This is a genomic window from Rhizobium sp. OAE497, from assembly GCF_040546565.1.
Lineage (GTDB): Bacteria > Pseudomonadota > Alphaproteobacteria > Rhizobiales > Rhizobiaceae > Rhizobium.
This window is the reverse complement of record NZ_JBEPOA010000003.1, coordinates 345,459-365,000: the sequence shown is the minus strand read 5'-3', so window position 1 is coordinate 365,000 and position 19,542 is coordinate 345,459. Positions and strand designations below refer to the sequence as shown.

The 19,542-nt window shown below is 59.6% G+C and carries 25 protein-coding genes; 9 read left to right on the top strand and 16 right to left on the bottom strand.

Annotation, left to right across the window (positions count from 1 at the left end):
• Positions 1-104: 104 nt before the first annotated feature.
• The 7 genes from ABIE40_RS28300 to ABIE40_RS28270 form a co-directional block, all read right to left on the bottom strand.
• Positions 105-368 carry an ester cyclase gene (locus ABIE40_RS28300; RefSeq protein WP_199628580.1) on the bottom strand — a complete coding sequence of 88 codons (264 nt, stop codon included), beginning with the start codon at positions 366-368 and terminating at the stop codon, positions 105-107.
• Positions 350-547 (bottom strand): hypothetical protein, encoded by a 198-nt coding sequence (locus tag ABIE40_RS28295; RefSeq protein WP_199628581.1) that lies wholly within the window; start codon positions 545-547, stop codon positions 350-352. The genes ABIE40_RS28300 and ABIE40_RS28295 overlap by 19 nt, the downstream gene beginning before the upstream one ends.
• Positions 548-723: 176 nt before the next feature.
• On the bottom strand, positions 724-1,464 hold the full coding sequence (locus ABIE40_RS28290) for an SDR family NAD(P)-dependent oxidoreductase (RefSeq protein WP_199628582.1): 741 nt from the start codon (positions 1,462-1,464) through the stop codon (positions 724-726).
• A gap of 72 nt (positions 1,465-1,536) precedes the next feature.
• Positions 1,537-2,577 (bottom strand): alpha/beta fold hydrolase, encoded by a 1,041-nt coding sequence (locus ABIE40_RS28285; RefSeq protein WP_199628583.1) that lies wholly within the window; start codon positions 2,575-2,577, stop codon positions 1,537-1,539.
• A gap of 102 nt (positions 2,578-2,679) precedes the next feature.
• Positions 2,680-3,420: an SDR family NAD(P)-dependent oxidoreductase gene (locus ABIE40_RS28280; protein WP_199628584.1), complete on the bottom strand. Its 741-nt coding sequence runs from the start codon at positions 3,418-3,420 to the stop codon at positions 2,680-2,682.
• A gap of 180 nt (positions 3,421-3,600) precedes the next feature.
• A complete protein-coding gene (locus tag ABIE40_RS28275; protein ID WP_199628585.1) occupies positions 3,601-4,509 on the bottom strand; it encodes a LysR family transcriptional regulator in 909 nt (302 codons plus the stop codon).
• Positions 4,510-4,773: 264 nt separating this feature from the next.
• Entirely contained in the window at positions 4,774-4,932 is a 159-nt protein-coding gene (locus ABIE40_RS28270) for a hypothetical protein (RefSeq protein WP_502944833.1), read from the bottom strand.
• On the opposite strand from ABIE40_RS28270, the gene ABIE40_RS28265 reads away from it, so the two are divergent.
• Complete coding sequence (locus tag ABIE40_RS28265; RefSeq protein ID WP_354541275.1) at positions 4,865-5,245, top strand: hypothetical protein; 381 nt, start codon at positions 4,865-4,867, stop codon at positions 5,243-5,245. The two genes, ABIE40_RS28270 and ABIE40_RS28265, sit on opposite strands and share 68 nt — an antisense overlap.
• A 46-nt stretch (positions 5,246-5,291) precedes the next feature.
• Here ABIE40_RS28265 and ABIE40_RS28260 read toward each other — a convergent pair whose 3' ends face one another.
• The gene (locus ABIE40_RS28260) at positions 5,292-5,645 is read right to left on the bottom strand and encodes a EutQ-related cupin domain-containing protein (protein WP_199628587.1); all 354 of its coding nucleotides are present in this window, start codon (positions 5,643-5,645) and stop codon (positions 5,292-5,294) included.
• Positions 5,646-6,265: 620 nt separating this feature from the next.
• A complete protein-coding gene (locus ABIE40_RS28255; protein ID WP_354541271.1) occupies positions 6,266-6,613 on the bottom strand; it encodes a winged helix-turn-helix transcriptional regulator in 348 nt (115 codons plus the stop codon).
• 81 nt (positions 6,614-6,694) lie between these two features.
• Between ABIE40_RS28255 and ABIE40_RS28250 the strand changes: the two genes are divergently transcribed.
• The 5 genes from ABIE40_RS28250 (at position 6,695) to ABIE40_RS28230 (ending at position 8,916) form a co-directional block, all read left to right on the top strand.
• A complete protein-coding gene (locus tag ABIE40_RS28250; protein WP_354541204.1) occupies positions 6,695-7,120 on the top strand; it encodes an NmrA family NAD(P)-binding protein in 426 nt (141 codons plus the stop codon).
• Positions 7,081-7,686, top strand: coding sequence for an NmrA family NAD(P)-binding protein (locus ABIE40_RS28245; RefSeq protein WP_354541203.1), 606 nt, complete (start codon positions 7,081-7,083; stop codon positions 7,684-7,686). Before ABIE40_RS28250 ends, ABIE40_RS28245 begins: the two co-directional genes overlap by 40 nt.
• A gap of 93 nt (positions 7,687-7,779) precedes the next feature.
• A complete protein-coding gene (locus tag ABIE40_RS28240) occupies positions 7,780-8,004 on the top strand; it encodes a helix-turn-helix transcriptional regulator (protein ID WP_354541202.1) in 225 nt (74 codons plus the stop codon).
• A 118-nt stretch (positions 8,005-8,122) separates the two neighbouring features.
• Complete coding sequence (locus tag ABIE40_RS28235) at positions 8,123-8,494, top strand: helix-turn-helix transcriptional regulator (RefSeq protein WP_354541201.1); 372 nt, start codon at positions 8,123-8,125, stop codon at positions 8,492-8,494.
• A 53-nt stretch (positions 8,495-8,547) separates the two neighbouring features.
• Positions 8,548-8,916 (top strand): DUF1330 domain-containing protein, encoded by a 369-nt coding sequence (locus ABIE40_RS28230; RefSeq protein ID WP_199628590.1) that lies wholly within the window; start codon positions 8,548-8,550, stop codon positions 8,914-8,916.
• A 116-nt stretch (positions 8,917-9,032) separates the two neighbouring features.
• Here the strand turns inward: ABIE40_RS28230 and ABIE40_RS28225 are convergent, their stop codons facing one another.
• A complete protein-coding gene (locus tag ABIE40_RS28225; RefSeq protein WP_199628591.1) occupies positions 9,033-9,767 on the bottom strand; it encodes an SDR family oxidoreductase in 735 nt (244 codons plus the stop codon).
• A 384-nt stretch (positions 9,768-10,151) separates the two neighbouring features.
• Between ABIE40_RS28225 and ABIE40_RS28220 the strand changes: the two genes are divergently transcribed.
• On the top strand, positions 10,152-10,757 hold the full coding sequence (locus ABIE40_RS28220) for a helix-turn-helix domain-containing protein (RefSeq protein WP_354541200.1): 606 nt from the start codon (positions 10,152-10,154) through the stop codon (positions 10,755-10,757).
• Here the strand turns inward: ABIE40_RS28220 and ABIE40_RS28215 are convergent.
• Entirely contained in the window at positions 10,737-11,360 is a 624-nt protein-coding gene (locus tag ABIE40_RS28215; RefSeq protein ID WP_199628592.1) for a TetR/AcrR family transcriptional regulator, read from the bottom strand. The genes ABIE40_RS28220 and ABIE40_RS28215 overlap by 21 nt on opposite strands.
• 77 nt (positions 11,361-11,437) lie before the next feature.
• Between ABIE40_RS28215 and ABIE40_RS28210 the strand changes: the two genes are divergently transcribed.
• On the top strand, positions 11,438-12,343 hold the full coding sequence (locus ABIE40_RS28210; protein WP_199628593.1) for an SDR family oxidoreductase: 906 nt from the start codon (positions 11,438-11,440) through the stop codon (positions 12,341-12,343).
• 156 nt (positions 12,344-12,499) lie between these two features.
• On the opposite strand, the gene ABIE40_RS28205 is transcribed toward ABIE40_RS28210, so the two are convergent.
• Positions 12,500-13,132 (bottom strand): hypothetical protein, encoded by a 633-nt coding sequence (locus tag ABIE40_RS28205; protein ID WP_199628594.1) that lies wholly within the window; start codon positions 13,130-13,132, stop codon positions 12,500-12,502.
• 366 nt (positions 13,133-13,498) lie between these two features.
• Between ABIE40_RS28205 and ABIE40_RS28200 the strand changes: the two genes are divergently transcribed.
• On the top strand, positions 13,499-13,663 hold the full coding sequence (locus tag ABIE40_RS28200; protein ID WP_199628595.1) for a hypothetical protein: 165 nt from the start codon (positions 13,499-13,501) through the stop codon (positions 13,661-13,663).
• 178 nt (positions 13,664-13,841) lie between these two features.
• On the opposite strand, the gene ABIE40_RS28195 is transcribed toward ABIE40_RS28200, so the two are convergent.
• The 4 genes from ABIE40_RS28195 to ABIE40_RS28180 form a co-directional block, all read right to left on the bottom strand.
• Positions 13,842-16,430 carry an excinuclease ABC subunit UvrA gene (locus tag ABIE40_RS28195; protein WP_199628596.1) on the bottom strand — a complete coding sequence of 863 codons (2,589 nt, stop codon included), beginning with the start codon at positions 16,428-16,430 and terminating at the stop codon, positions 13,842-13,844.
• Positions 16,431-16,521: 91 nt separating this feature from the next.
• Positions 16,522-17,607 (bottom strand): ion channel, encoded by a 1,086-nt coding sequence (locus ABIE40_RS28190; protein WP_199628597.1) that lies wholly within the window; start codon positions 17,605-17,607, stop codon positions 16,522-16,524.
• A gap of 100 nt (positions 17,608-17,707) precedes the next feature.
• Positions 17,708-18,295: a hypothetical protein gene (locus ABIE40_RS28185; RefSeq protein WP_199628598.1), complete on the bottom strand. Its 588-nt coding sequence runs from the start codon at positions 18,293-18,295 to the stop codon at positions 17,708-17,710.
• Positions 18,296-18,307: 12 nt separating this feature from the next.
• Positions 18,308-19,483: a zinc-dependent alcohol dehydrogenase gene (locus tag ABIE40_RS28180; RefSeq protein WP_199628599.1), complete on the bottom strand. Its 1,176-nt coding sequence runs from the start codon at positions 19,481-19,483 to the stop codon at positions 18,308-18,310.
• Between the last annotated feature and the right edge of the window lie 59 nt (positions 19,484-19,542).

Below are 19,542 nucleotides of genomic sequence, written 5' to 3'. Positions count from 1 at the left end.
GGATGCCATATGACTATCCGATCACGCCAATGCTCATCCCTTCGGGTGCTCACAGCTGGGCAGTTAGAAACACATACGGGGCCAGCGTCCACCATAGGCGAGATCTAGAGCGTGCCACTCAGCTGCTTGGCGACCGTCGCCTCATCCATGAGGAACCACATTTCTGCGAAACGGCCGTCACGGATCCTGTACGATGCGAATTCCATGAAGTTCACCGATCGTCCCGTCGGTTCGTGACCCATGAACGTCTTGATCGGCGTGCCGGTGTTCTGCAGCCTGACGGCGATACGGTCATCGACAACGAAAAGATCCTGAATATTCCACCGGTAGTCTGGAACGGCGTCCGTTATCACTTTGAAGGATTCCATAACGCCATTTCTCTCGGGTACGGCACGCCGAGCCTCAGGACTTCTTCGTGGATCATGCTTTCGACCGTGGCTGCGTCGCGCGCATTGAGCGCGTCGATGTAGCGAGTGTAAAATTCGTTGAGGTCAGGGTTTCCCATCTTTTCCTCCTTTGAAGTTAATGAAGTTGTTGCTGCATGCATCGAAGAGGCCCCTACAAACAGCCGGGCCGAACGCGGCAGCGGTGGCGGACATAGCCGCAAGCGTTGTGAACTGTCGGCGGGTTTTCATGGCGACACCTACCTTACGTCAGACTTGATTTCGTTGGACACGGAGCCAGAGTGGTCCGCGTCGGCACCTTCAGGCGGCTAGCCGGACACTACGCATTTATGCCGCCGTCGACAGACAATGCCGAACCGGTCACGAAACTGGCGGCAGGACTGGCGAGGAAGGCGACGGCCGCCGCGACCTCCGCAGCAGTGCCGTAACGTCCGAGCGCCGTCAGGCTCCGATTGTCATCGGCCTGTGCGCCCTGCGCCGGGTTCTGGTCGGTGTCGATAGGCCCCGGCTGAACGGTGTTGACGGTAATTCCCTTCGGACCGAGGTCGCGGGCAAGCCCCTTCGTAAAAGCCAGGATTGCAGACTTCGTCATCGAATAAGCCGTCAGGCCGCCGTAAGGCACACGCTCGGCAAGGCAGGAACCGATGGTGATGATGCGCCCCCCTTCCTGCAGGTGTGGGATGACCGCTTGAGAGGCCAGGAGCGCCGCGCGCTCATTGACGGCGAGCAAGGCATCGATGTCTTCCAAGCTCATGTCAGGAAGCGCGCCGCCCCGGGCAATGCCGGCGTTGTTGACGAGGATGTCAATCCCACCGAGCTTTTCGACGGCCTGCTCGACCAGGCGCTTCACTGCCTCCGGGTCGGCGTTGTCGGCTTGCACAGCAAAGGCTTTGCGTCCTTTGCCTTCAATGACGTTCGCGACCTTTTGGGCAAGATCTGTAGAGCGTTCGTAGCTGATGACGACATCCGCCCCTTTTTCCGCCAGGGCGACGGCGATCGCAGCGCCGATCCCGCGCGACGCACCCGTCACCAGTGCGCGTCTACCCATTAATTCACTCATGGGAGTTTCCTTTTTGATTGTTGTGCCGGACATCGGTCCAGACGAGCCCGAGCCTTTCGCTATCCAGGCGCTTTATTTCGCCTTCACCGAGTTCAGGAAGTCGAGGAGATAGGAAGTGACCTTCTCGGGAGCTTCTTCCGCGATGTAATGGCCACTCTCGGTGATATGCTCGAGCCGCGGGTTGGTGAGCCGCTTGCTCATGAAGTCGACGAGCAGGCCGTTGCCGAGACCGCCGATCCCGAGCGAGGGCATGGTCAGGCGTTCAGGATAGGTCTTCTGGTCGGCTAGATCCTTGGGATAGGCCTGATACCAGCCGTTGCCGCCCCGCACGCCATCCCGGGAATTGTACGCGTTGGCGTAGACCGCCCGATCCTGCTTGGTCAGGGCGTCCTGCTTGAACAGCAGTGAGTCCCAAAACCAATTCTGATAGATGAAGGCTCGACCTTCGATCAATTCATCAGGCAGCTCGTGAACCTGGTTGAATGCGAACCACCAAAGGAAGAAGTTGTCCCGAAACTCGCCGGAGACCGGCTTCTCCGGAATGAGCTTCAGATCAGCGGCGCTCTCGGGCAAGGCAGCAACGTCCAGGAACGTAACCGATGTCGTGGCCTCCGGATAATTGGCGGCATAGGCATAGGCGACCTGGGAGCCGATATCGTGGCCCACGATATGGGCCGACGTCAGGCCCATGCTTTTGAGGAGTTCGTGGATGTCCTTTGCCATCGTCTTTTTGTCGTAGCCGCTGGCCGGCTTGTCCGAAGTGCCCATTCCGCGAATATCGACCGCGACCACGTGGTAATGTTCTGCAAGTCTCGGCATGATTTTGTGGAATGCCCACCAGGTCTGCGGCCATCCCGGCATGAGGATCGCCGTGGGGCCTTTGCCGCCCTCGACATAGTGGAGCCGGACGCCATTCACGTCGGCTTCGCCGTTCTTAAAGCCCTTCAACTCGCTGACGAGCTTGGTGTCGGAGACATCGATCCCTTCGTAGGGGTTACCCTTATCTCTCGTTTGCGCCGAAGCGAGTTGTGGAAGTGCGAGGCTAAGGCCGAGGACGGCCGATATGACCATTCGCCTGACAGACGTGCTGGGTGTTTGATGAGTCACGAACATGTTCATTCTCTTTGTTTTGTTGGATGTCTCTCGACCTACCGGCTGGCGGTACATTGGCCACTTTGAGGAGCGGCTACCGGCCGGCCGGACAAGTCTTTGAAATCAGGTGTTCAGGCCGCTATCGACATTGAGGATCGCACCAGTGATCTGCCTTGCTGCGGGGCTCGCCAGGAATGCGACGGCGGCTGCGATATCGGCAGGTGCGCTGTACCGGCCCAACGGAACAAGGTTGCGCTGGAATTCGGAGTACTCTCCGTCCGCCGGGTTCATGTCGGTATCGGTCGAGCCCGGCTGGATAAGGTTGGCCGTGATGTCGCGCGGTCCGAGCTCTTGGGCAAGGCCGCGGGTGAATGACTGCAACGCTGACTTCGTCATGTAGTAGATCGTGCCCGTCGAGCCGACGATACGATCGGCACCAGCCGAACCGATCGTGATAACCCGTCCCCCGGGGCCAAGGTGCGGAATGGCGGCTTGGGTCGCTAGGATGGGACCGCGGACATTGATCGCAAGGAGCGCATCAATATCCTCAACCTTGATCTCGGCAATCGCTCCGTAGAGCGCGATACCAGCATTGTTCACCAGGATGTCGAGGCCGCCAAGCTTTGCTACTGCTTCGTCCACTGACCTGCGGATTGCGACCGGATCTGCGCTGTCGGCTTGGATCGCTATTCCGCGACGGCCATGGGTCTCAATCGAGGCGGCGACGGCCATCGCGCGGTGAGTCGAATTTTGAAACGTGAAGGCGACATCGGCGCCATATTCTGCGAGCATCTGGGCGATTGCTGCTCCGATACCGCGAGAACCGCCGGTCACAAGCGCCTTTTTGCCGGTAAGATCAATCATGTTAACTCCGTTCAGGTAGCAATCAAAGCGGACCAGAACCTTACGGATCCTCTGGGATGTCGCGTGGGTTCGCTGCCGACGTCCGCTTTGATCCGCGGCAACGTCAGCCGAACATAGTCACGCCACCTCGGTCGCCGTAGGCGGGTCCGGGGACTACGAACTATTCCTGCGAGGAATGGATCAGGAGGAGATACGCAAAGTCGGCTCCTCGGCGCAAATCTGGGCCAGGAGGTCGATGACAACGCGAATACGTTCCGGCATCCGTCTGCCGCCTGCGGAAATCACATGGATCGGCGACGGGTCCGGGAGGTAGTTTTGAAGAATTGGAGTGATCGCACCAGCGTCAATGTCGGCGGCGAACATGGCCCGGCCACCATAGCCAATGCCAAGCCCCGCCAGCACGGCCGCGCGTTGATCCTCAGCGTCATTGGATCGGAAGTTGCCCTCCGGTTCGAGGAGAAAGGCTCCGTCCGCGTGCTTGAACTTCCAGGCCTGTGTTGCGCCCTGGCTTTGACCAGCGATCAGATTATGGGAGCGTAGATCGTCGAGACTTGCGGGCATTCCAAAGCGTTCGAGGTAGGCAGGTGTTGCCACGACAGCCATGTGCAGGTCACCGATCTTGCGAGCAATTAGTGAAGAGTCGGCCAAAGGTCCGACGCGTAGCGCAATGTCGATCCGTTCTTCCACAAGATCGACCCGCCGCTCCGAAAGAGACAGATCGATCGAGATGTTCGGGTAGCGCTGCATGAAGGCGGGCAGCCGAGGAATAATGTACATACGGCCAAGGGCTGGCGGCGTTGCCAACCGCACCAGACCCGCAGGGCTGCTCCGGTTCTGTCCAATCCGAAGTTCTGTTTCCTCGAGATCGCCAAGGATCCGAAGCGCGGATTCATAGAGATCTTGTCCCGCCGCCGTCGGGCTTAAACCGCGCGACGTCCGGTTGAGGAGCGGCACGCCGAGACGGGACTCGAGTGCAGCGATTTGCTTGCTCACCGCCGGCTGGCCGATACCCATTTCCCGGCCGACATGCGAAAAGCTGCCACGCTCGATCACACGAACGAAGAGCCGCAGCGATGAAAAGCGATCCACGGTCCTCGTCCTTTCAAGGTATCTTCTTGGCATCCATAACCAAATCTCGGCTGGGGGAGAAGGCCGCCGGTCGATTTCGTAAAACGGGATGGTGAAATCGTTTACTTTCAAAATGAGCTTGCGGAGGCCCCGAGCGCAATCGCGCTGTTTTGTCCCGGGACTACGTCGGATTTATCAGCACATTTACACGCGCGCGCTGCAGCACAGTATTTCGTCAGGAGCAAGGGCTGTTTGGCTCACGTACCCGCCGCGCCTGGTAAGCCTTTAGCGCGACCAGGACGATGCGCAGGAGCGATGGGTCGATGGTGTCGGGAGACCCCGACTGATAAGATCCCCTATGATGTGGTCGGCCTGAATGCGACTGCCGGCTTCGACGTCTCGAAACATCGAGGTCGTCATCGGGGAGCCGGGAGCGGTCAGCATCGCGAGCGTCCGCTTCCTGGATTCCTCACTTAGCGGATGCCCATTAGCTGCGGCGATGGTAGCCGAAGTCGAAAAGTCGGGAGAAGCATGGTTTGGCTCCTCCAACATGGGATGGCAAGGCTTCTTTCCGGCGCAGCGTTTCGTCCTGGCGAACGACGGACGACGACATCAGCCGGCTTATTGCTCTTCTGTCGAGATTGCGCAGGGAGGCAAGGACAAGGGCAGGCTCATGAAGGGAGATGCCGAGGTCCGCGCGATCGTCAACTTTCGGCACGGACGATCATCGAACGGACAAATGGCCGTCCGGTTGTAAGATCACTGGGAGGGCCAGCCCGCGCAAATCAGGGTGTCGTGGCATTTCATCTCTCGCGAGCCTCGGCCCAATGAGGATAGGTCACGAAGGCCGTTGTCGCACCCTCTCCCTCTGTCGTGATCGTGACGGATTGGCCCTTAGGCATGTAGACAATGTCGCCGGGTCCCGCAGTGATCGTGCCCTCGCTGGTGGACACGGACAATCGGCCCTCAAGGACGATCATCGTGTCGTCGACGGCCATCGTCTCGGTCAACGACTGACCGGGAGCATACCGGCCGTACCCAATCGAGACAGGGCCGCCGTTTCTCTCGTCCACCAGGTTACCGACATAGATGTCGGCATCCTGTCCCGGCGATTTAACGAGTTCTGCGTCGGAAATGCTGAACTTTTGGACCTTCACCTACGTCCTCCTACGTTTCCGCTTGAGATAGCGCGAATTCCAGGAACTCCAACCTGATCCTATGGAGAAAGAGATCACGACAGGACGGGCCGCCTATCGACGACCGAAACGGTAGCCGTCAGCAAAAGCATGTAGAAGGTAAAAAAACTGTCACCGTTTAGGGAGCGTCCTGGTATGCAGCATTGGTTGAGGCACTATCGGAGCCAAGCACTCACGGTCAGGAGCTTACTGGAGATGTACAACGACGGTTGTTTGGTGACGCGGCAGGAAGGCGCGCGCTGCTGCCTAATGTAGTCTGATCGCGCTAAGACGAACTAACGCGTATCCGGCGCTATCAATCTGAATCAAAAGGTCTCCTCGCATTTCCCCATCGGTGACCACCTTGATTTTGGTCCACTTGTCTATCTTGGTATCGAGCGGGAGAGGCAATCCTTCTCGCAGCAGGAGGGTGAACTCAGGTGCCCTTTCCGACTTATAGATACAAACCCTCACTGTGCGGAGCCCTCGTTCCCCAGATTTGTGACCGCTATATTGCAGTGCGTCTTGCCTTTTTGCAATGCCGCAAAGCTATTGACGAGGCACGAAAGCCTATGATCGAGAGCGGGGATGAGCAGGGAGGTTCATGCGTGCCCGGAAAACTGTCGTTGGGCAGCTAAGACCTCGTCGCGGTGTTCATCTGCCCAGTTCAGGATTGCCTGCAAGTGTGGTTCGAGTGACCGCCCTAGTCGGGATATCTCGTAGACGACGGCAACGGGCGCGGTGCTGACGACCGAGCGGGTTATAAAGCCGTTGGCCTCCAGCCGACGAAGACACTGCGTCAAGGCCTTCTGGGTGATACCATCGTTCGCCCTCCGCAGCGCATTGAATCGCATTGGCCCGCTGCACAGACATCCTAGCACAAGCAACGACCACTTTGTCGTGATCTCCTCAAGGACAAGCCTGTTCAGTTCGAGACTTGCCGGCGGCATTGCAGCCATGACTGGGATACTCCTGGAGACCTGGTAGCATTCAGGTGCGTAATTGCATTCACGTATAATATGTATACCTAGATGGCCTTCAGCAGCAAGGAGGCTCGAATGACATCCAGCAATCATCAAGATATTGGCACGGCGACATCGGAGTGGACTTCCGGAAAGACAGTCCTCGTCTTCGGCGCGACAGGCCAACAGGGCGGGGCCGTCGCATCGGCTCTCCGGGCCGACGGCTGGTCCGTCAGGGCACTTGTCCGCAATCCGGATGCCCAAAGAAGCCGGGATTTGGCATCACTCGGTGTTGAGGTGGTCCAGGGGGATTTTACGGACGAAGCCTCGATCAGATCGGCCATGGCGGGGGTCTATGGTGTGTTCAGCGTTCAGCCGAGTTCAGGGCAGGGGGCAGTCTACGGTGTTTCCGACAACGACGAGGTCAGGTATGGCAAAGTGGTCGCCGATATTCGGTGCAATCCGGCGTCGGTCACTTCGTCTATACCTCGGTAAATGCCGCCGGGCCGGAAAAGACGGGCATGGGACATTTCGACAGCAAATCGGAGATCGAGGCCCATGTCAGGGCGCTGGATATCCGCGGCACCATCATACGTCCAGCGGGCTTCATGGAACTGCTGATGCTGCCAGGGATGGGTCTGGATCAGGATGCATACGTCTCGTTTCTGCGACCAACGCAGGTCGGACAGATCATCGCCGTTCGGGATATCGGCAAGATCGTGGCGCGTATCTTCTCCAACCCAAACCGGTTCGTCGGTCGAACCATCGAGATCGCCGGAGATGAATTGACGGGAGACAGCTTGCAGCGAAGCCTCAGCCGCGCCGCCGGCCGGCCGATCAGCTACAGCAGGTTTCCGGACGTTCTTTTGAATGAGAATGATTTCCTGCGGCGATTGACTGAGCTGTTCGATGACGGACGGCTGGCGGGCCATGCAGATATCAGCGGTCTTCGCGAAGAGTTCGGCCATCTGCTGAGCTTCGATGAGTGGCTTGACGGCCCCGGCAAAAGCCTCTTCGAGGCAGCACAACGCGCCAGTAGCTTATCGATCGTCCTGCGGTAAAACCTGCATTTGCCTGGAAGATGCCATGTGTTTCTTGGCTGCAGCCTGGTCCGATCCTAGATATCGCCTGGCAAACGATTGGAACATTGCTGAATGTCGAGGACGAGCCGTCTTTTCGAAATGCTAGGTGTGTTGCGCGCACGCAGACGGCCGGTGACGGCCCTTGAGCTGGCGCAAGAACTCGGCGTCTCGGAGAGAAGCGTGTACCGGGACGTTGAAACGCTGCGTCTGCTCGGAGCGCCTCTCGACGGACAGGCGGGCGTCGGATTCGTTCTGAGAGAGGGCTTCTTCCTTCCGAACTTCGCCTTCACACCCTGAAGAGATGGAGGCTCTGATCCTCGGGCTGGGATGGGTGCAGCAAAGAGCCGATCCGGCCTTGGTCCAGAGCAGCGAAAGCGCACTGGCGAAGATACTCTCAAGCCGGACATACCGCCCGTTGACCGCCGACGACACGCCTTCGCTCGTAGCGGCCACCCCCGTTTCCGAACGCTCGGATCCAGTGCAGGTCTCACCACTGAGAGAGGCGATCCGCCAGTTGCGCAAGGTCTCGATCAGATATGAGGACATTGCCGGCTCTGTCTCGGAGCGCGTCGTCTGGCCGATCACCATCGTCTATTTCGACGACGTTCGGGTCCTGGCCGCCTGGTGCGAGAGCCGATCAGCGTTCCGGCATTTCCGCGTCGATCGCGTTCGAGCGGCGACGGTGCTTGACGAGCGGTATCCGGAGAGGCGGCCGTCGCTCATGAGGCGGTGGCGGGAACAAGATCGAGATTGGCGTTCGTTCCTGACAGTTTCTGGCGGAGCATGAGGTTAGACTTTCATGCAAGCGCATCAAAAGCGCTCTGATGAAAGGATATCTAAATGGTTGCGTTTTCGCCCGACGTCTTCGAGAACTTCCTGGCCGAGGAGGACGATGCCCCTGTCGTGATGTTGAACCTTCTTCGGTTCTTGCCCGATGGCGGTCGCGAACGACATCTCGAGTACCTGCGAATGGCCGAGCCGATCCTTCCTCGCTTTGGTGCCCGGATACTGTTTCGTGGCGATGGTCTCGAGGTGCTGACCACTGGGGACGCCCAGAAATGGGACGCCGTCTTGCTCGTGCAGTATCCGCGACGGACGGCCTTCAAGGAAATGGTGGAAGACCCGGAATATCAGGCCGCGTTCCAGGTAGGAAAGTCCTCGCTTGCCGATATCGTCCTGCAGCCGCTCAAGATCTCAAAGGGTCTCTGATGGCAGAGCGAGGGTTATTGCGCAGGATCGCTTGGCAGCCCCGCACTAATCCGCTGCGCGTCAGACCCGGCCATCAAGGGCATCAGCCATCCACCCACGACACACGACCTGCATCGTTATCCCTGTGCCGTTGGACGGATGACGATGCTGCCGACTTCTACCTCGGGCGGTTGTTCGATCGCAAACAGAATGCCGCGGGCGATAGCGTCCGCCGGCATGGCAATCGCTCCCAGATCATCCTCGATCTTTTTCTTCATGCCTGGATCGGTGATGCTGTCGCCAAAGTTGGTGGCCGTCATACCAGGCGAGATTTCGGTGACCCGAAGATTCGATCCCGCCTCCTGGCGCAGTGCCTCCGTGACGGTGCGAACAGCATTCTTCGTGGCCGCGTAGACACCCATGGTCGGCACGATCTTCAGCCCCGCCGTCGAGATCACGTTAATGACGTGCCCAAAACTTTGCCGCGCAAAGACCGGTAGCGACGCGGCGATCCCGTAAAGCGTTCCTCTCAGGTTCACGTCGATCATCAGATCCCAGTCTTCGACCCGCAGATCGTCGAAACGTGAGATCGGACCTACGCCTGCATTGTTGACGATCACGTCAAGCTTGCCACCCAACTCAATGGCGAGCGACACCAATGCTTCCAGGTCGCGGCGTTGCCGAACGTCCGTCTCTTTGAAAGCGACCCTGCCACCTGAGGCCAGGATCTCATCCGCTACCAGCCGAAGCGGTTCCAGCCTTCGCGCGCCGAGCACCACGAAGGCGCCGGTTTCCGCCAAAAGCGTTGCCGTTGCGCGGCCTATGCCGCTGCTCGCTCCGGTTATGACGATGACTTTTTCTTCGATGCTCATGATCTTTCTCCTCTGGGACTTTGCCAAGGCCGAACCTAGATCAATGGTCTGAGAGTATCTATGCGTGAAGTCTATGGTTTTGTCGCAATCGTCTACAAATGGGCGGGATCCGCTGTCTGATGTTCTCGAAGTGCTCGGCGCCCGCGTGGTGAGACGCACCCGCATGGAGGCAGGCGGACCGTGGGCCTTCTTTTCCGCCAGCGGAACGCCTGAAGTTCGTCGCGATTCTCGAAGGGGAACAGTGGATGCTCACGCCTGGAGAACCGCGTTGCCTGATGAAGAAAGGAGACGTGTGCCTGATCGGTCGAACGGCCTACGTCGTCGCAAGCGATCCCGAACTGGAGGCGCAAGACGGAAAGACCCTCTATCCGGAAGGAGGTTCTGATGTTGCCAGAAGACGGCGTTATTGCCGTTGGCGGCTCTATCGTTTTGTCGGAGGAGAACGGCGAGTTCCTTCTCGACATGCTTCCTGGGTTCTTGCTCGTCGAACGAGGGGCGTTCGCCTCCGGGGCTATCGCGGCAATTCTCGACCTCATCAGCAAGGAAATCCTACGCGATGCAATAGGCACCGACATCGTTGCGAGCCGCCTTGCTGACATCCTTGTGGTAGAAGCGCTTCGGGCGCTGTCCGTCGACAGTGACCGAAGCCGGCTGGGATGGCTCGGGGCGATCTCCGATCCGCGCCTTGGTCGAGCCCTGCGTGCCGTCCACCGCGACGTCGCCGCGCCCTGGACCGTCGCCGCGCTTGCTGAGGTTGCCGGCATGTCGCGCGCAGCGTTTTCCGCAAAATTCACCCACCAAGTCGGGAGGCCACCTCTTGCCTATCTCCGGCACTGGCGGCTTACTCTGGCAAGGTCCTTGTTACGAAAGGGTGGCGCCTCAGTCGACGAGATTGCCAGACGCGTCGGCTATACCTCGCAGAGCGCCTTCGGGAACGCTTATCGACAAGCCTTTGGTACATCCCCGCGATCACGCACGCGGATCTTCTGACTGGACTTCGTGGATGACACTGCCGAATGCTTCTTCCAACAGATCGACCATTGGCCGCGCGCCTTTCTCCTGATTGAAGATGTCTCCTGCAATGCGCATCGCCCCGACTGAAAGCATCGCGACGACCCGCAATGCCATTGATCGCTCGGGCTCGGGCCACCGCTCTCTCAGAGCTTCGTAGATCTCAACTTCCTGCTGAACGTACGACGCCTGCTTGCGCGCTTGAACGCCCGGGCTTGTCCGCATCAACCGATCCATCTCGATCATGTCATCTGTCGGGATTGCCTTGCAGACGCTCACCGCCGCGTCTCGTACCGCGTCGATCGGTGTCGAGGTCGCGGGAGCCTTTCGCACCGCATCAGCCAGCATCTCGCCAATCCCGCTCTGCAGGGACAGCAAAATCTCGTCTTTCGACGTGAAGTAGTAGAAGAAGGTCCTGCGCGAGATGCCAGCCGCGGCGGCAATTTCGTCGAGTGTGGTGTGTTCGATCCCCTTCTCAAGAAAGAGGGCGATGCCTTTTTCGGTGAGGCGCTTTTTAGTCTCTCGCTTCTTCCGCTCCCGCAGACCGGCGCCTGCTTCAACGTTGCTTTCGGAATTCTTCAATACGGCCCTCTTGCAAATCTACACTCAGTGCGATATTTATTTTACACCAAGTGCGAAAATCATGAAAGCGACCCGAGATGGCAAAATGGACCGAGGCCGACATCCCCAATCAGAGTGGACGATCCGCCGTGGTGACGGGGACAGGTGGATTGGGTCTGGAGACGGCCTTAGCGCTGGCCCGCGCAGGATGCGACGTGATCATAGCCGGCCGCAATCCTGAAAAAGGTGCCGACGCCGTATCGCGCATTCAACGGGCCGTTCCTCAGGCCGCCGCGCGGTTTGAGAAGCTTGATCTTGCGGATCTTTCCTCGGTTGCCTCTTTCGCACAGCGGATGGAGAACGACAGGGAGAGCCTGGATCTGCTGGTGAACAATGCCGGCATCATGGTGCCGCCGAAGCGGCAGGAAACGCGTGACGGCTTCGAGTTGCAGTTCGGCACGAACTACCTTGGCCATTTCGCATTAACGGCTCATCTAATGTCACTGCTAAGAAAGAGAACGGACACGCGCGTGGTTACCGTGTCCAGCGTCGCAGCTCGCGCTGGGAAGATCAATTTCGACGACATCAATTCCGAAAAGCACTATCGTCCCATGGAGGCTTACAGCCAGTCGAAACTCGCATGCTTGATGTTTGCGCTCGAGCTCCACGAACGAAGCCAGACTGCAGGCTGGGGTGTCTCAAGTATGGCGGCGCATCCGGGGGTCTCTCGGACCGATCTGCTGCACAATGCACCCGGTCGAAATAGCTTGCAGGGTTTGGCGCGAACCTTACTCTGGTTTCTGTTTCAGCCCGCGGCACAGGGCGCCTTGCCACAGCTCTTCGCCGCCACGTCGAAAGAGGCCAAATCAGGCGGCTATTATGGGCCCGATCGTCTTGGTGAGACGCGCGGACATCCGCAACCGGCACGCATCCCACCACAGGCTCTCGATCGCGTCGCCGGGCAGCAGCTTTGGCAGCTCTCCCAACGTATGACCGGTCTTTAGTATTATCCTGATATGAAGCTCTCAAAACCGGTCCGGCGCTTGAATGCCAGCACGCAGGTTTGTCTGGAAGCTGGCCAGACGGCGACTCAGTGTCTAAGGCAGTTATCGTCACGGAGATCTTCATTGGTTTCTGCCACTGACGAGCCTAGCCCCACACTATCGCAGCAGCCCATCGACGTCGAACTCGTCCCAACCAAGCAGCTTGCCGGCCGCGGCATCAGTCTGGCCCTCGACCGTCTTTGGCTTCTTCGCCGCCTTCTTCAGCGAACGGGTAAGTTTCGTCCGGTAGCCGGCTTGCCTTCTATTCTCCGCTTTCGCGGCGATATCCTCTTCACGCCATCCATTGACGGTGCCCCGGTCGAGCAGGTCCTCCACCACACGGGGATCGAACACATGGAAGGTGATCTGCCGTGCTCGGCCGCTCAATCGCACGGTGCGCGTTCCGGCGCTTTGGAGACGGCCGTCCTTTAGCCAACGATGCCGCTCGCTCGCGGAAATGCCAAGAATGTCCTGGATTTCACGCGGAATGACCGGCAGGCTTTCGATCTCATCCAACGCCCGGGTGACGGCCGCTGTGGTTGAGGCGAACTCATCCTGGCTGTCTTCCGCCATCCCCAGAACAAGAGCCATGCCGTCCACACCGAGAGATTTCCGGACGGTCAAGGGCAGACGTGCCCGGACTTCCAAAAGAATACCTTTAGCCCGGACAGCCGAGCCGAACGTGGCGGCGGGCAATAGCGCCCAAGTCTCCACGAGTGCAGGGGGAACGATGATTTTCTGTTTCGGCATCCAGCCTAAATGGGTTTGGCGTGGCTTGGGATCAACAAGGAAAAGGCCGCGATTCCGATGGGCGTCTGATGCCGGCGCAACAAAAAAGGCCGGGGCGAATTCGCACCGACCTTCTCATGTCGCTCCTCATACCAGTGCCAGTACATCCGTGGTCAAAAGCAGGAAAGCAACTCAGGCTATCGCGAATATCCCTTGGGACACTCACCAGCGACGCCTATGCACGTTGTGTAGCCATTGATTGTGTTCGTTTCAAGTTCGCGGTGTTGACAGGAGAGAACCTCGGAGCGGCGCATATCAAAACGCCCATCTTGAGATTGCCGCTGGCGTAATTATCTCGAGTCGAGATCCTCGACCTGGAGCATCGAGATGGAAGACGACAGCCTACGCCTATTCGCAGACGCCGAGATTGAGATCCTGCCGCCGGAGACCCTTTCGGCTGATCCGGCGAAGCCCGCATGCGCCTGTTGCGGACGACCCGCATCGATCGAGGAAGACTGTTACGGCATTTGCGAGGAGTGCCTGTCGCCGTGATTGGCTCGGCATGAGCTTCACGCCGCCATGTGATTTATTCGGAGTTGGTGAGTCTTAGTCGCTCTCCTGCGATGATCTCATCCACCCACGCCTCGAGCCTGGAATGGCTGCATGAGACCATTCACTCCTCCGACGAGCGTCGGCACTCTCGTCTAATGAGGGCAGAATTAGCAACGGCTTAATGGCGAGCGTCCGCTTGTTGCGGTTGGATATCAGGGGAGAAAAGCCGTTTCAGGTATGGCGCTGTGCGGCTGTTTAGTGCCAGTGCAACCTGTTCAGGCGTCCCGCTTGCAACTATCCGGCCGCCCTGATCTCCGGCACCAGGCCCGATGTCGACGACCCAGTCGCTCGCCGCAGCCAGCGTCATGTCGTGATCGACGACAATCACGGTGTTGCCGGCGTCGACCAACGCATTGAGCTGTGCGATCAGCCGCTCGACGTCCGTCGGATGCAAACCCGTCGTGGGCTCATCCAGAACATAGAGCGCGCCACCTTTCTGTGCGCGCTGCAATTCCGTCGCCAGCTTGATACGCTGCGCTTCGCCTCCCGAGAACTCGGTTGCAGGCTGACCAAGCCGCAGGTAACTCAGTCCGACATCCCTAAGGACCTTCAGGGATGCTCGAACACTTGGGGCGTCGTCGAAAAAGTCTGAGGCGTCGGCGACAGTCAGTCCCAGCACCTCCGAGATGTTTTTGCCTCGGTACCTGATCTCCAGGGTTTGCGGGTTGTAACGGGTGCCATGGCAAGTCGGGCAGGGTGCGTAGACGCTCGGAAGGAAGAGCAGCTCGACCATGACGAAGCCTTCCCCCTCGCAGCGAGGACAGCGGCCCTTGGCGACATTGAAGGAGAACCGCCCGGCATCATAGCGGCGCTTCTTCGCTTCCGGTGTGGCGGCGAACAGCGAGCGAACATGATCGAAGAGCCCGGTATAGGTCGCAAGGTTAGACCGGGGCGTCCTGCCGATCGGCTTCTGGTCGACCTCGATGAGGCGCCTGATTTTGTCGAGACCACCTTCGATTCTGCCCTGCGTCGGCGTCCCCGGCTCCACCTCCAAGGCGGCCTCGTCCTCCGCATCGGTTTCCACACGAGCGGGAGCGCCGAGCGCTTCGCCGACAAGCTCGACCAGCGCCTGGCTGACCAGGCTCGACTTGCCTGACCCGGAGATACCGGTCACCGTCGTCATGACCCCCAGCGGGAACGCGCAATCCACATTACGGAGATTGTTTCTTGCGACGCCGGATAGGCGAAGCCATCCATCCGGTTCTCTTCGACGTCCAGCCGGTTTGCCGGCTTCCGCAAAAAGATGCCTGGCGGTTTCCGATCGCTCGACCTTCCGCAGGCCTTCAGGTGGGCCGCTGTAGAGGATCTCCCCACCCAGCTCGCCAGCCGCCGGACCCACGTCGACGATCCAGTCCGCATGCCGGACGACGTCGAGTTCATGTTCGACAACGAACAGCGAGTTTCCGCTTGCTTTCAGCCCGTCGAGTGCCCGCAGAAGCGCTTCGGTGTCGGCCGGGTGTAGTCCCGCAGACGGCTCGTCCATGACATAGACGACGCCGAAGAGGTTCGAAACGACTTGCGTTGCAAGGCGCAGTCTTTGCAGCTCCCCCGGCGACAGGGTCGGCGTGCTCCGCTCAAGCGTAAGATAGCCGAGGCCGAGATCGAGAAGCACCGTCAGCCGTCGGCAGAGGTCTCCAGCGATGCGCTGCACCACCATCGCCTTTTCCGGATGCTCAGTCCTGATCGCTTTGAGCTTCCTGGTATCAGCGTCCGCATAAGGCGCAAAGATGCTCGAGAACCGTGCCATCGGCAGTCTGCTCATCTCGGCATAGTCGAGGCCCTCGAAGGTGACTGAGAGTGACTCCTTGCGCAGCCGCTTGCCCTCGCACAGAGGGCAGGCGCTGCTGATCATGTAGCGGGCAGCCCGCTTCTTCATCATCGCACTTTGCGTCGTTGCGAAGCTATGGGTGACGTGCCGCCGGGCGCTGGAGAACGTGCCCATGTAAGACGGCTCGTCCTTCCGGGCGATGGCACGCTTCACCTGATCGTGCGTGAGGCCGGGATACACCGGAACGACGGGCTGCTCGTCCGTGAACAGGATCCATTGCCGGGTTTTTTCCGGAAGCTCCCGCCACGGCTTGTCGACGTCAATGCCTAGGGTGATGAGGATATCCCGCAGGTTCTGCCCACCCCATGCCAAGGGCCATGCCGCCACTGCGCGCTCGCGGATGGTCAGCGAGGAATCCGGCACCATGGAGGCCTCGGTTACTTCGTGGACGCGACCGAGACCGTGGCATTGCGGGCAGGCGCCCTCCGGCGTGTTCGCTGAGAACGACTCTGCATCGAGGTGCGGTTGGCCCGGCGGATAGGTGCCGGTCCGTGAGTACAGCATCCGCAGGAGGTTCGAGATTGTCGTCACGCTTCCGACCGAGGATCGTGCTGTTGGCGATCCGCGTTGCTGCTGGAGGGCAACCGCGGGCGGGAGACCGTCGATATGATCGACGTCTGGCACGCTCATCTGGGTGAAGAGGCGGCGAGCATAGGGAGAGACAGACTCCAGGTAGCGGCGCTGGGCCTCGGCATAGAGTGTGCTGAATGCGAGCGAGGATTTTCCGGATCCGGAGACGCCGGTGAAGACGACGAGCGCGTCCCGCGGAATGTCGACGTCGACGTTCTTGAGGTTATGTTCCCGTGCACCTCGGACGCGAACAACGCCTTCGAGCTTCTCGGTCGCTGCGACTGCATCATCGTTAGGTCGTCTCGTCATCGGATTTCCTGCGGTTGCGGGTCGGGCGGAGATAGGTCTTAAGGTCCTGCAATCAACGGCACGTTCCGCATGGGCTGATTGAAGCGCTTCCTCAGGTAAAGATGGCCGCTTCCTTCAGCGGTCGGCGGCAGTCGATCTCTTTCATGTCGTAGCCCAACGTCGGCGCTACACGGCGAACCTGCCGTTCCCATTGATTGCGCTGATCAGCATAGCGCGCGGCATCGAGTTTCGTTTCGACACCAGCACCCCGTAAAACCGATACAGCGGCTGCATAGCTCCCCTCGAAATCCCTGTTCCGCGATCCCGTCTGTCTCTCATCGGGTGTCGGAAAATTTCGATCGAGTGTGGCGAGCAGCAAGCGAGTACACTGCCGCAACGACGCGACGGGAGCCGAGCGCACCAATGCGGCATGTTTCTGCTGATCGAGCGCAGTATCGATGAGCGTTGTAAGGTCCAGCAAGACGAAGGTCATCCGCGACACCGAATACAGAGGTTCCTCGAAGCGGAAGTAGAATAGCAGCGGATAAAAGTGGTGGGCTTCCTTCGTCAGGGCGAGAGACCGCGCCAGATTGCTGAGCTCGCTCGAGGCGTTACTGAAGTCGCCGCCCGGGCCGAGCCGCGCGAGCATTTCGGCGGCGTCGCCCGTGCCGCCGGTCATCAGGTCGGCGGTAAGCGCGAGAGCGTTTCGCTCACGAAGCGCGGAGTAGACCTGTACGAGATAGCTCAGCACCAGTGACAGCACCGAAGCGCCGATCAGGGAATTAATGAGAAAAAGGAGCCGGGTCCCTGACGCATGGGGTGAATAATCACCGCCTCCAACGATCGAAAGGCTGTTGCCGGCGACAAGCAGAGCGGTCATAAAATCGGTTGGCGTGTAGCCACTGCTCGGCCGGATCGACGTGCCGAGTTCGGGCCTGATGATGAGTGCCGCGCCGAGAGTGAGCCCAAGCGCCCAAAACGCGATCAGCGAGACCACGATCAGAGGGCCGGCAAAGGACAAAATCGTCGAGCGGTGGCGGCTCGATAACCGCGAGGCGCAACTGACCACCGCCCAGACGAGCCTGCTCCATCGGGGCGCGAGCAGCCCTGTGCCCGCCCGAGCGTAGAGGACGGTGAAGAAGATGTCGGCGAGGAAGAGCAACATCACCCCTGCGCCGAGGAACTGTTCGAGATCCAAGCCAAGCTCCCCTCTTCGTCAGGCTGCACTGGCCGCATAATTGAGGTCGCAGCCAAAGCTTCAGATGTAGGCCAGCGCAGGCACGGCCTGCCCTAAGCGTTCATTTTGTGACGGAGCCCGCTGGCTTCTTGGCAGTAGGACGTTCGTCGCCCGGGGTCCCGCGCAGATCCTCGAGCTTTTTGCGGGCGGCACCGCGCGCCGCCTCTAAGCCCGTTGGAAAGCCGCTGCGGTCACCGTAATCGCGGCGCTGGCCTATGTGGCGTGTATGGCGGATCGTGTTTGCGCCTGCGGCGACGATGTCGAGAAACGTCACGCCCGCCACCATCAGCAGTGCCAGACCCGCATTGTCTCGCTTGGGATTGTCGGGCCGCATCGCCGTCGCCAACGTGGCAATATCGAGCGCGTCTCCCGCGATCCTGCTGGTGAGGCCTGCCTGTTTATCCACTGACAGCGTTATAATGCCTGAGGTTATCTCCCGCAGGCCGAAAGCGCGCACAAGATTTTCCTTGCCGCGCATGCCAAGCGCGCCTGTGACCTTCTCGGCTGCAATCAGTTCGACGATCCCGAGGCCGATGCTGAACCAGCCGAGATTGCGTGCCAGCCTGTCGGAGGCGCTGAATGAGCTTGGCCCTGATTTGATAACTGTTGGATCGCCTTCCGACCGGGTCATGTTGCTGAGAAACGCCATTTCGGAACCTCTTTAGGGTTTGAGGACAACCTTGATGCAACTGTCCTGCTTGTCGCGGAACACCCTGTACATTTCAGGCCCCTGTTCGAGCCCGACGGTGTGGGTGATCACGAAAGAGGGGTCGATCTGGCCCTCCTCGATGCGACGCAGCAGATCATCGGTCCAACGACGCACGTGTGTCTGCCCCATCCGGAAGGAAAGGCCCTTGTTCATGGCCTGGCCCATCGGGATCTTGTCGACGAGGCCGCTATAGACGCCGGGGATGGAGATGATCCCGCCCGGCCTGCAGACATAGATCATCTCGCGCAGGACATGCGGACGGTCGTCCTCCAGCATCACCACCTGCTTGACACGGTCTAGAAGCGTATCTGGCTGGCCCATCGAGACGTGGCTTTCCAGCCCGACCGCGTCGATGCATTTTTCCGGACCCTTGCCGTCCGTCAGGTCGTTGAGACGTTCTACGACGCTCTCGTCCATGAAGTTGATGGTAATAGCCCCACCAGCCTCAGCCATGGAAAGGCGCTCCGGAATACAGTCGATGGCCACGACCTGCTTGGCACCCAGAAGAACGGCGCTGCGGATCGTCATCTGGCCGACGGGACCGCAGCCCCAGACAACCACCGTGTCGGCTGGCTCGATGTCGCATTGGGCGGCTGCCTGCCAGCCGGTCGGAAAGATGTCGCCGAGGAAAAGCACCTGCTCATCCGTCAGGCTGTCAGGGACCTTGATATGGGTTTTGTCCGCGAACGGGACCCGGAGGTATTCGGCCTGACCGCCGGGATAGCCGCCTGTCAGGTGGGTGTAGCCAAACAGACCTGCCGTGGTGTGGCCGAACGTCTTGTCGGCTAGGTCCTTATTGCGGTTGGTGCGCTCGCAGACAGAGAAGTTGCCGCGTTTGCATTGATCGCATTCACCGCAGTTGATGGTGAAGGGCACCACGATGCGGTCGCCTTTTTTCAAGCCGCCGCTCGCTTCGGAGCCCGTCTCGACCACCTCGCCCATCATCTCGTGGCCCATGATGTCGCCGGGCTTCATCGCCGGGATGAAGTTATGAAACAGATGAAGATCCGAGCCGCAGATCGCGCAGCTTGTGACCTTGATGATCGCATCCCTGGGATGTTCGATTTCGGGGTCCGATACTGTGTCGCATCGGATGTCTTCCTTGCCGTGCCAGACGAGCGCGCGCATTGCCTTCTCCTGCCGCTGTTGCATCGAAAGCTGGTGAAGCGGCCCTCAAGGAGGGGTCG

Bases quoted from the DNA above. Each gene is read 5' to 3' on its own strand.
- ABIE40_RS28180 (WP_199628599.1), bottom strand. From the start codon at position 19,483: ATGCGCGCGCTCGTCTGGCACGGCAAGGAAGACATCCGATGCGACACA.
- ABIE40_RS28230 (WP_199628590.1), top strand. From the start codon at position 8,548: ATGGTTGCGTTTTCGCCCGACGTCTTCGAGAACTTCCTGGCCGAGGAG.
- ABIE40_RS28195 (WP_199628596.1), bottom strand. From the start codon at position 16,430: ATGACGAGACGACCTAACGATGATGCAGTCGCAGCGACCGAGAAGCTC.
- ABIE40_RS28220 (WP_354541200.1), top strand. From the start codon at position 10,152: ATGTTGCCAGAAGACGGCGTTATTGCCGTTGGCGGCTCTATCGTTTTG.
- ABIE40_RS28285 (WP_199628583.1), bottom strand. From the start codon at position 2,577: ATGTTCGTGACTCATCAAACACCCAGCACGTCTGTCAGGCGAATGGTC.
- ABIE40_RS28290 (WP_199628582.1), bottom strand. From the start codon at position 1,464: ATGAGTGAATTAATGGGTAGACGCGCACTGGTGACGGGTGCGTCGCGC.
- ABIE40_RS28225 (WP_199628591.1), bottom strand. From the start codon at position 9,767: ATGAGCATCGAAGAAAAAGTCATCGTCATAACCGGAGCGAGCAGCGGC.
- ABIE40_RS28280 (WP_199628584.1), bottom strand. From the start codon at position 3,420: ATGATTGATCTTACCGGCAAAAAGGCGCTTGTGACCGGCGGTTCTCGC.
- ABIE40_RS28255 (WP_354541271.1), bottom strand. From the start codon at position 6,613: ATGCCGCCGGCAAGTCTCGAACTGAACAGGCTTGTCCTTGAGGAGATC.
- ABIE40_RS28300 (WP_199628580.1), bottom strand. From the start codon at position 368: ATGGAATCCTTCAAAGTGATAACGGACGCCGTTCCAGACTACCGGTGG.
- ABIE40_RS28240 (WP_354541202.1), top strand. From the start codon at position 7,780: ATGTCGAGGACGAGCCGTCTTTTCGAAATGCTAGGTGTGTTGCGCGCA.
- ABIE40_RS28270 (WP_502944833.1), bottom strand. From the start codon at position 4,932: ATGCTGACCGCTCCCGGCTCCCCGATGACGACCTCGATGTTTCGAGAC.
- ABIE40_RS28210 (WP_199628593.1), top strand. From the start codon at position 11,438: ATGGCAAAATGGACCGAGGCCGACATCCCCAATCAGAGTGGACGATCC.
- ABIE40_RS28265 (WP_354541275.1), top strand. From the start codon at position 4,865: ATGCGACTGCCGGCTTCGACGTCTCGAAACATCGAGGTCGTCATCGGG.
- ABIE40_RS28205 (WP_199628594.1), bottom strand. From the start codon at position 13,132: ATGCCGAAACAGAAAATCATCGTTCCCCCTGCACTCGTGGAGACTTGG.
- ABIE40_RS28185 (WP_199628598.1), bottom strand. From the start codon at position 18,295: ATGGCGTTTCTCAGCAACATGACCCGGTCGGAAGGCGATCCAACAGTT.
- ABIE40_RS28295 (WP_199628581.1), bottom strand. From the start codon at position 547: ATGCATGCAGCAACAACTTCATTAACTTCAAAGGAGGAAAAGATGGGA.
- ABIE40_RS28200 (WP_199628595.1), top strand. From the start codon at position 13,499: ATGGAAGACGACAGCCTACGCCTATTCGCAGACGCCGAGATTGAGATC.
- ABIE40_RS28250 (WP_354541204.1), top strand. From the start codon at position 6,695: ATGGCCTTCAGCAGCAAGGAGGCTCGAATGACATCCAGCAATCATCAA.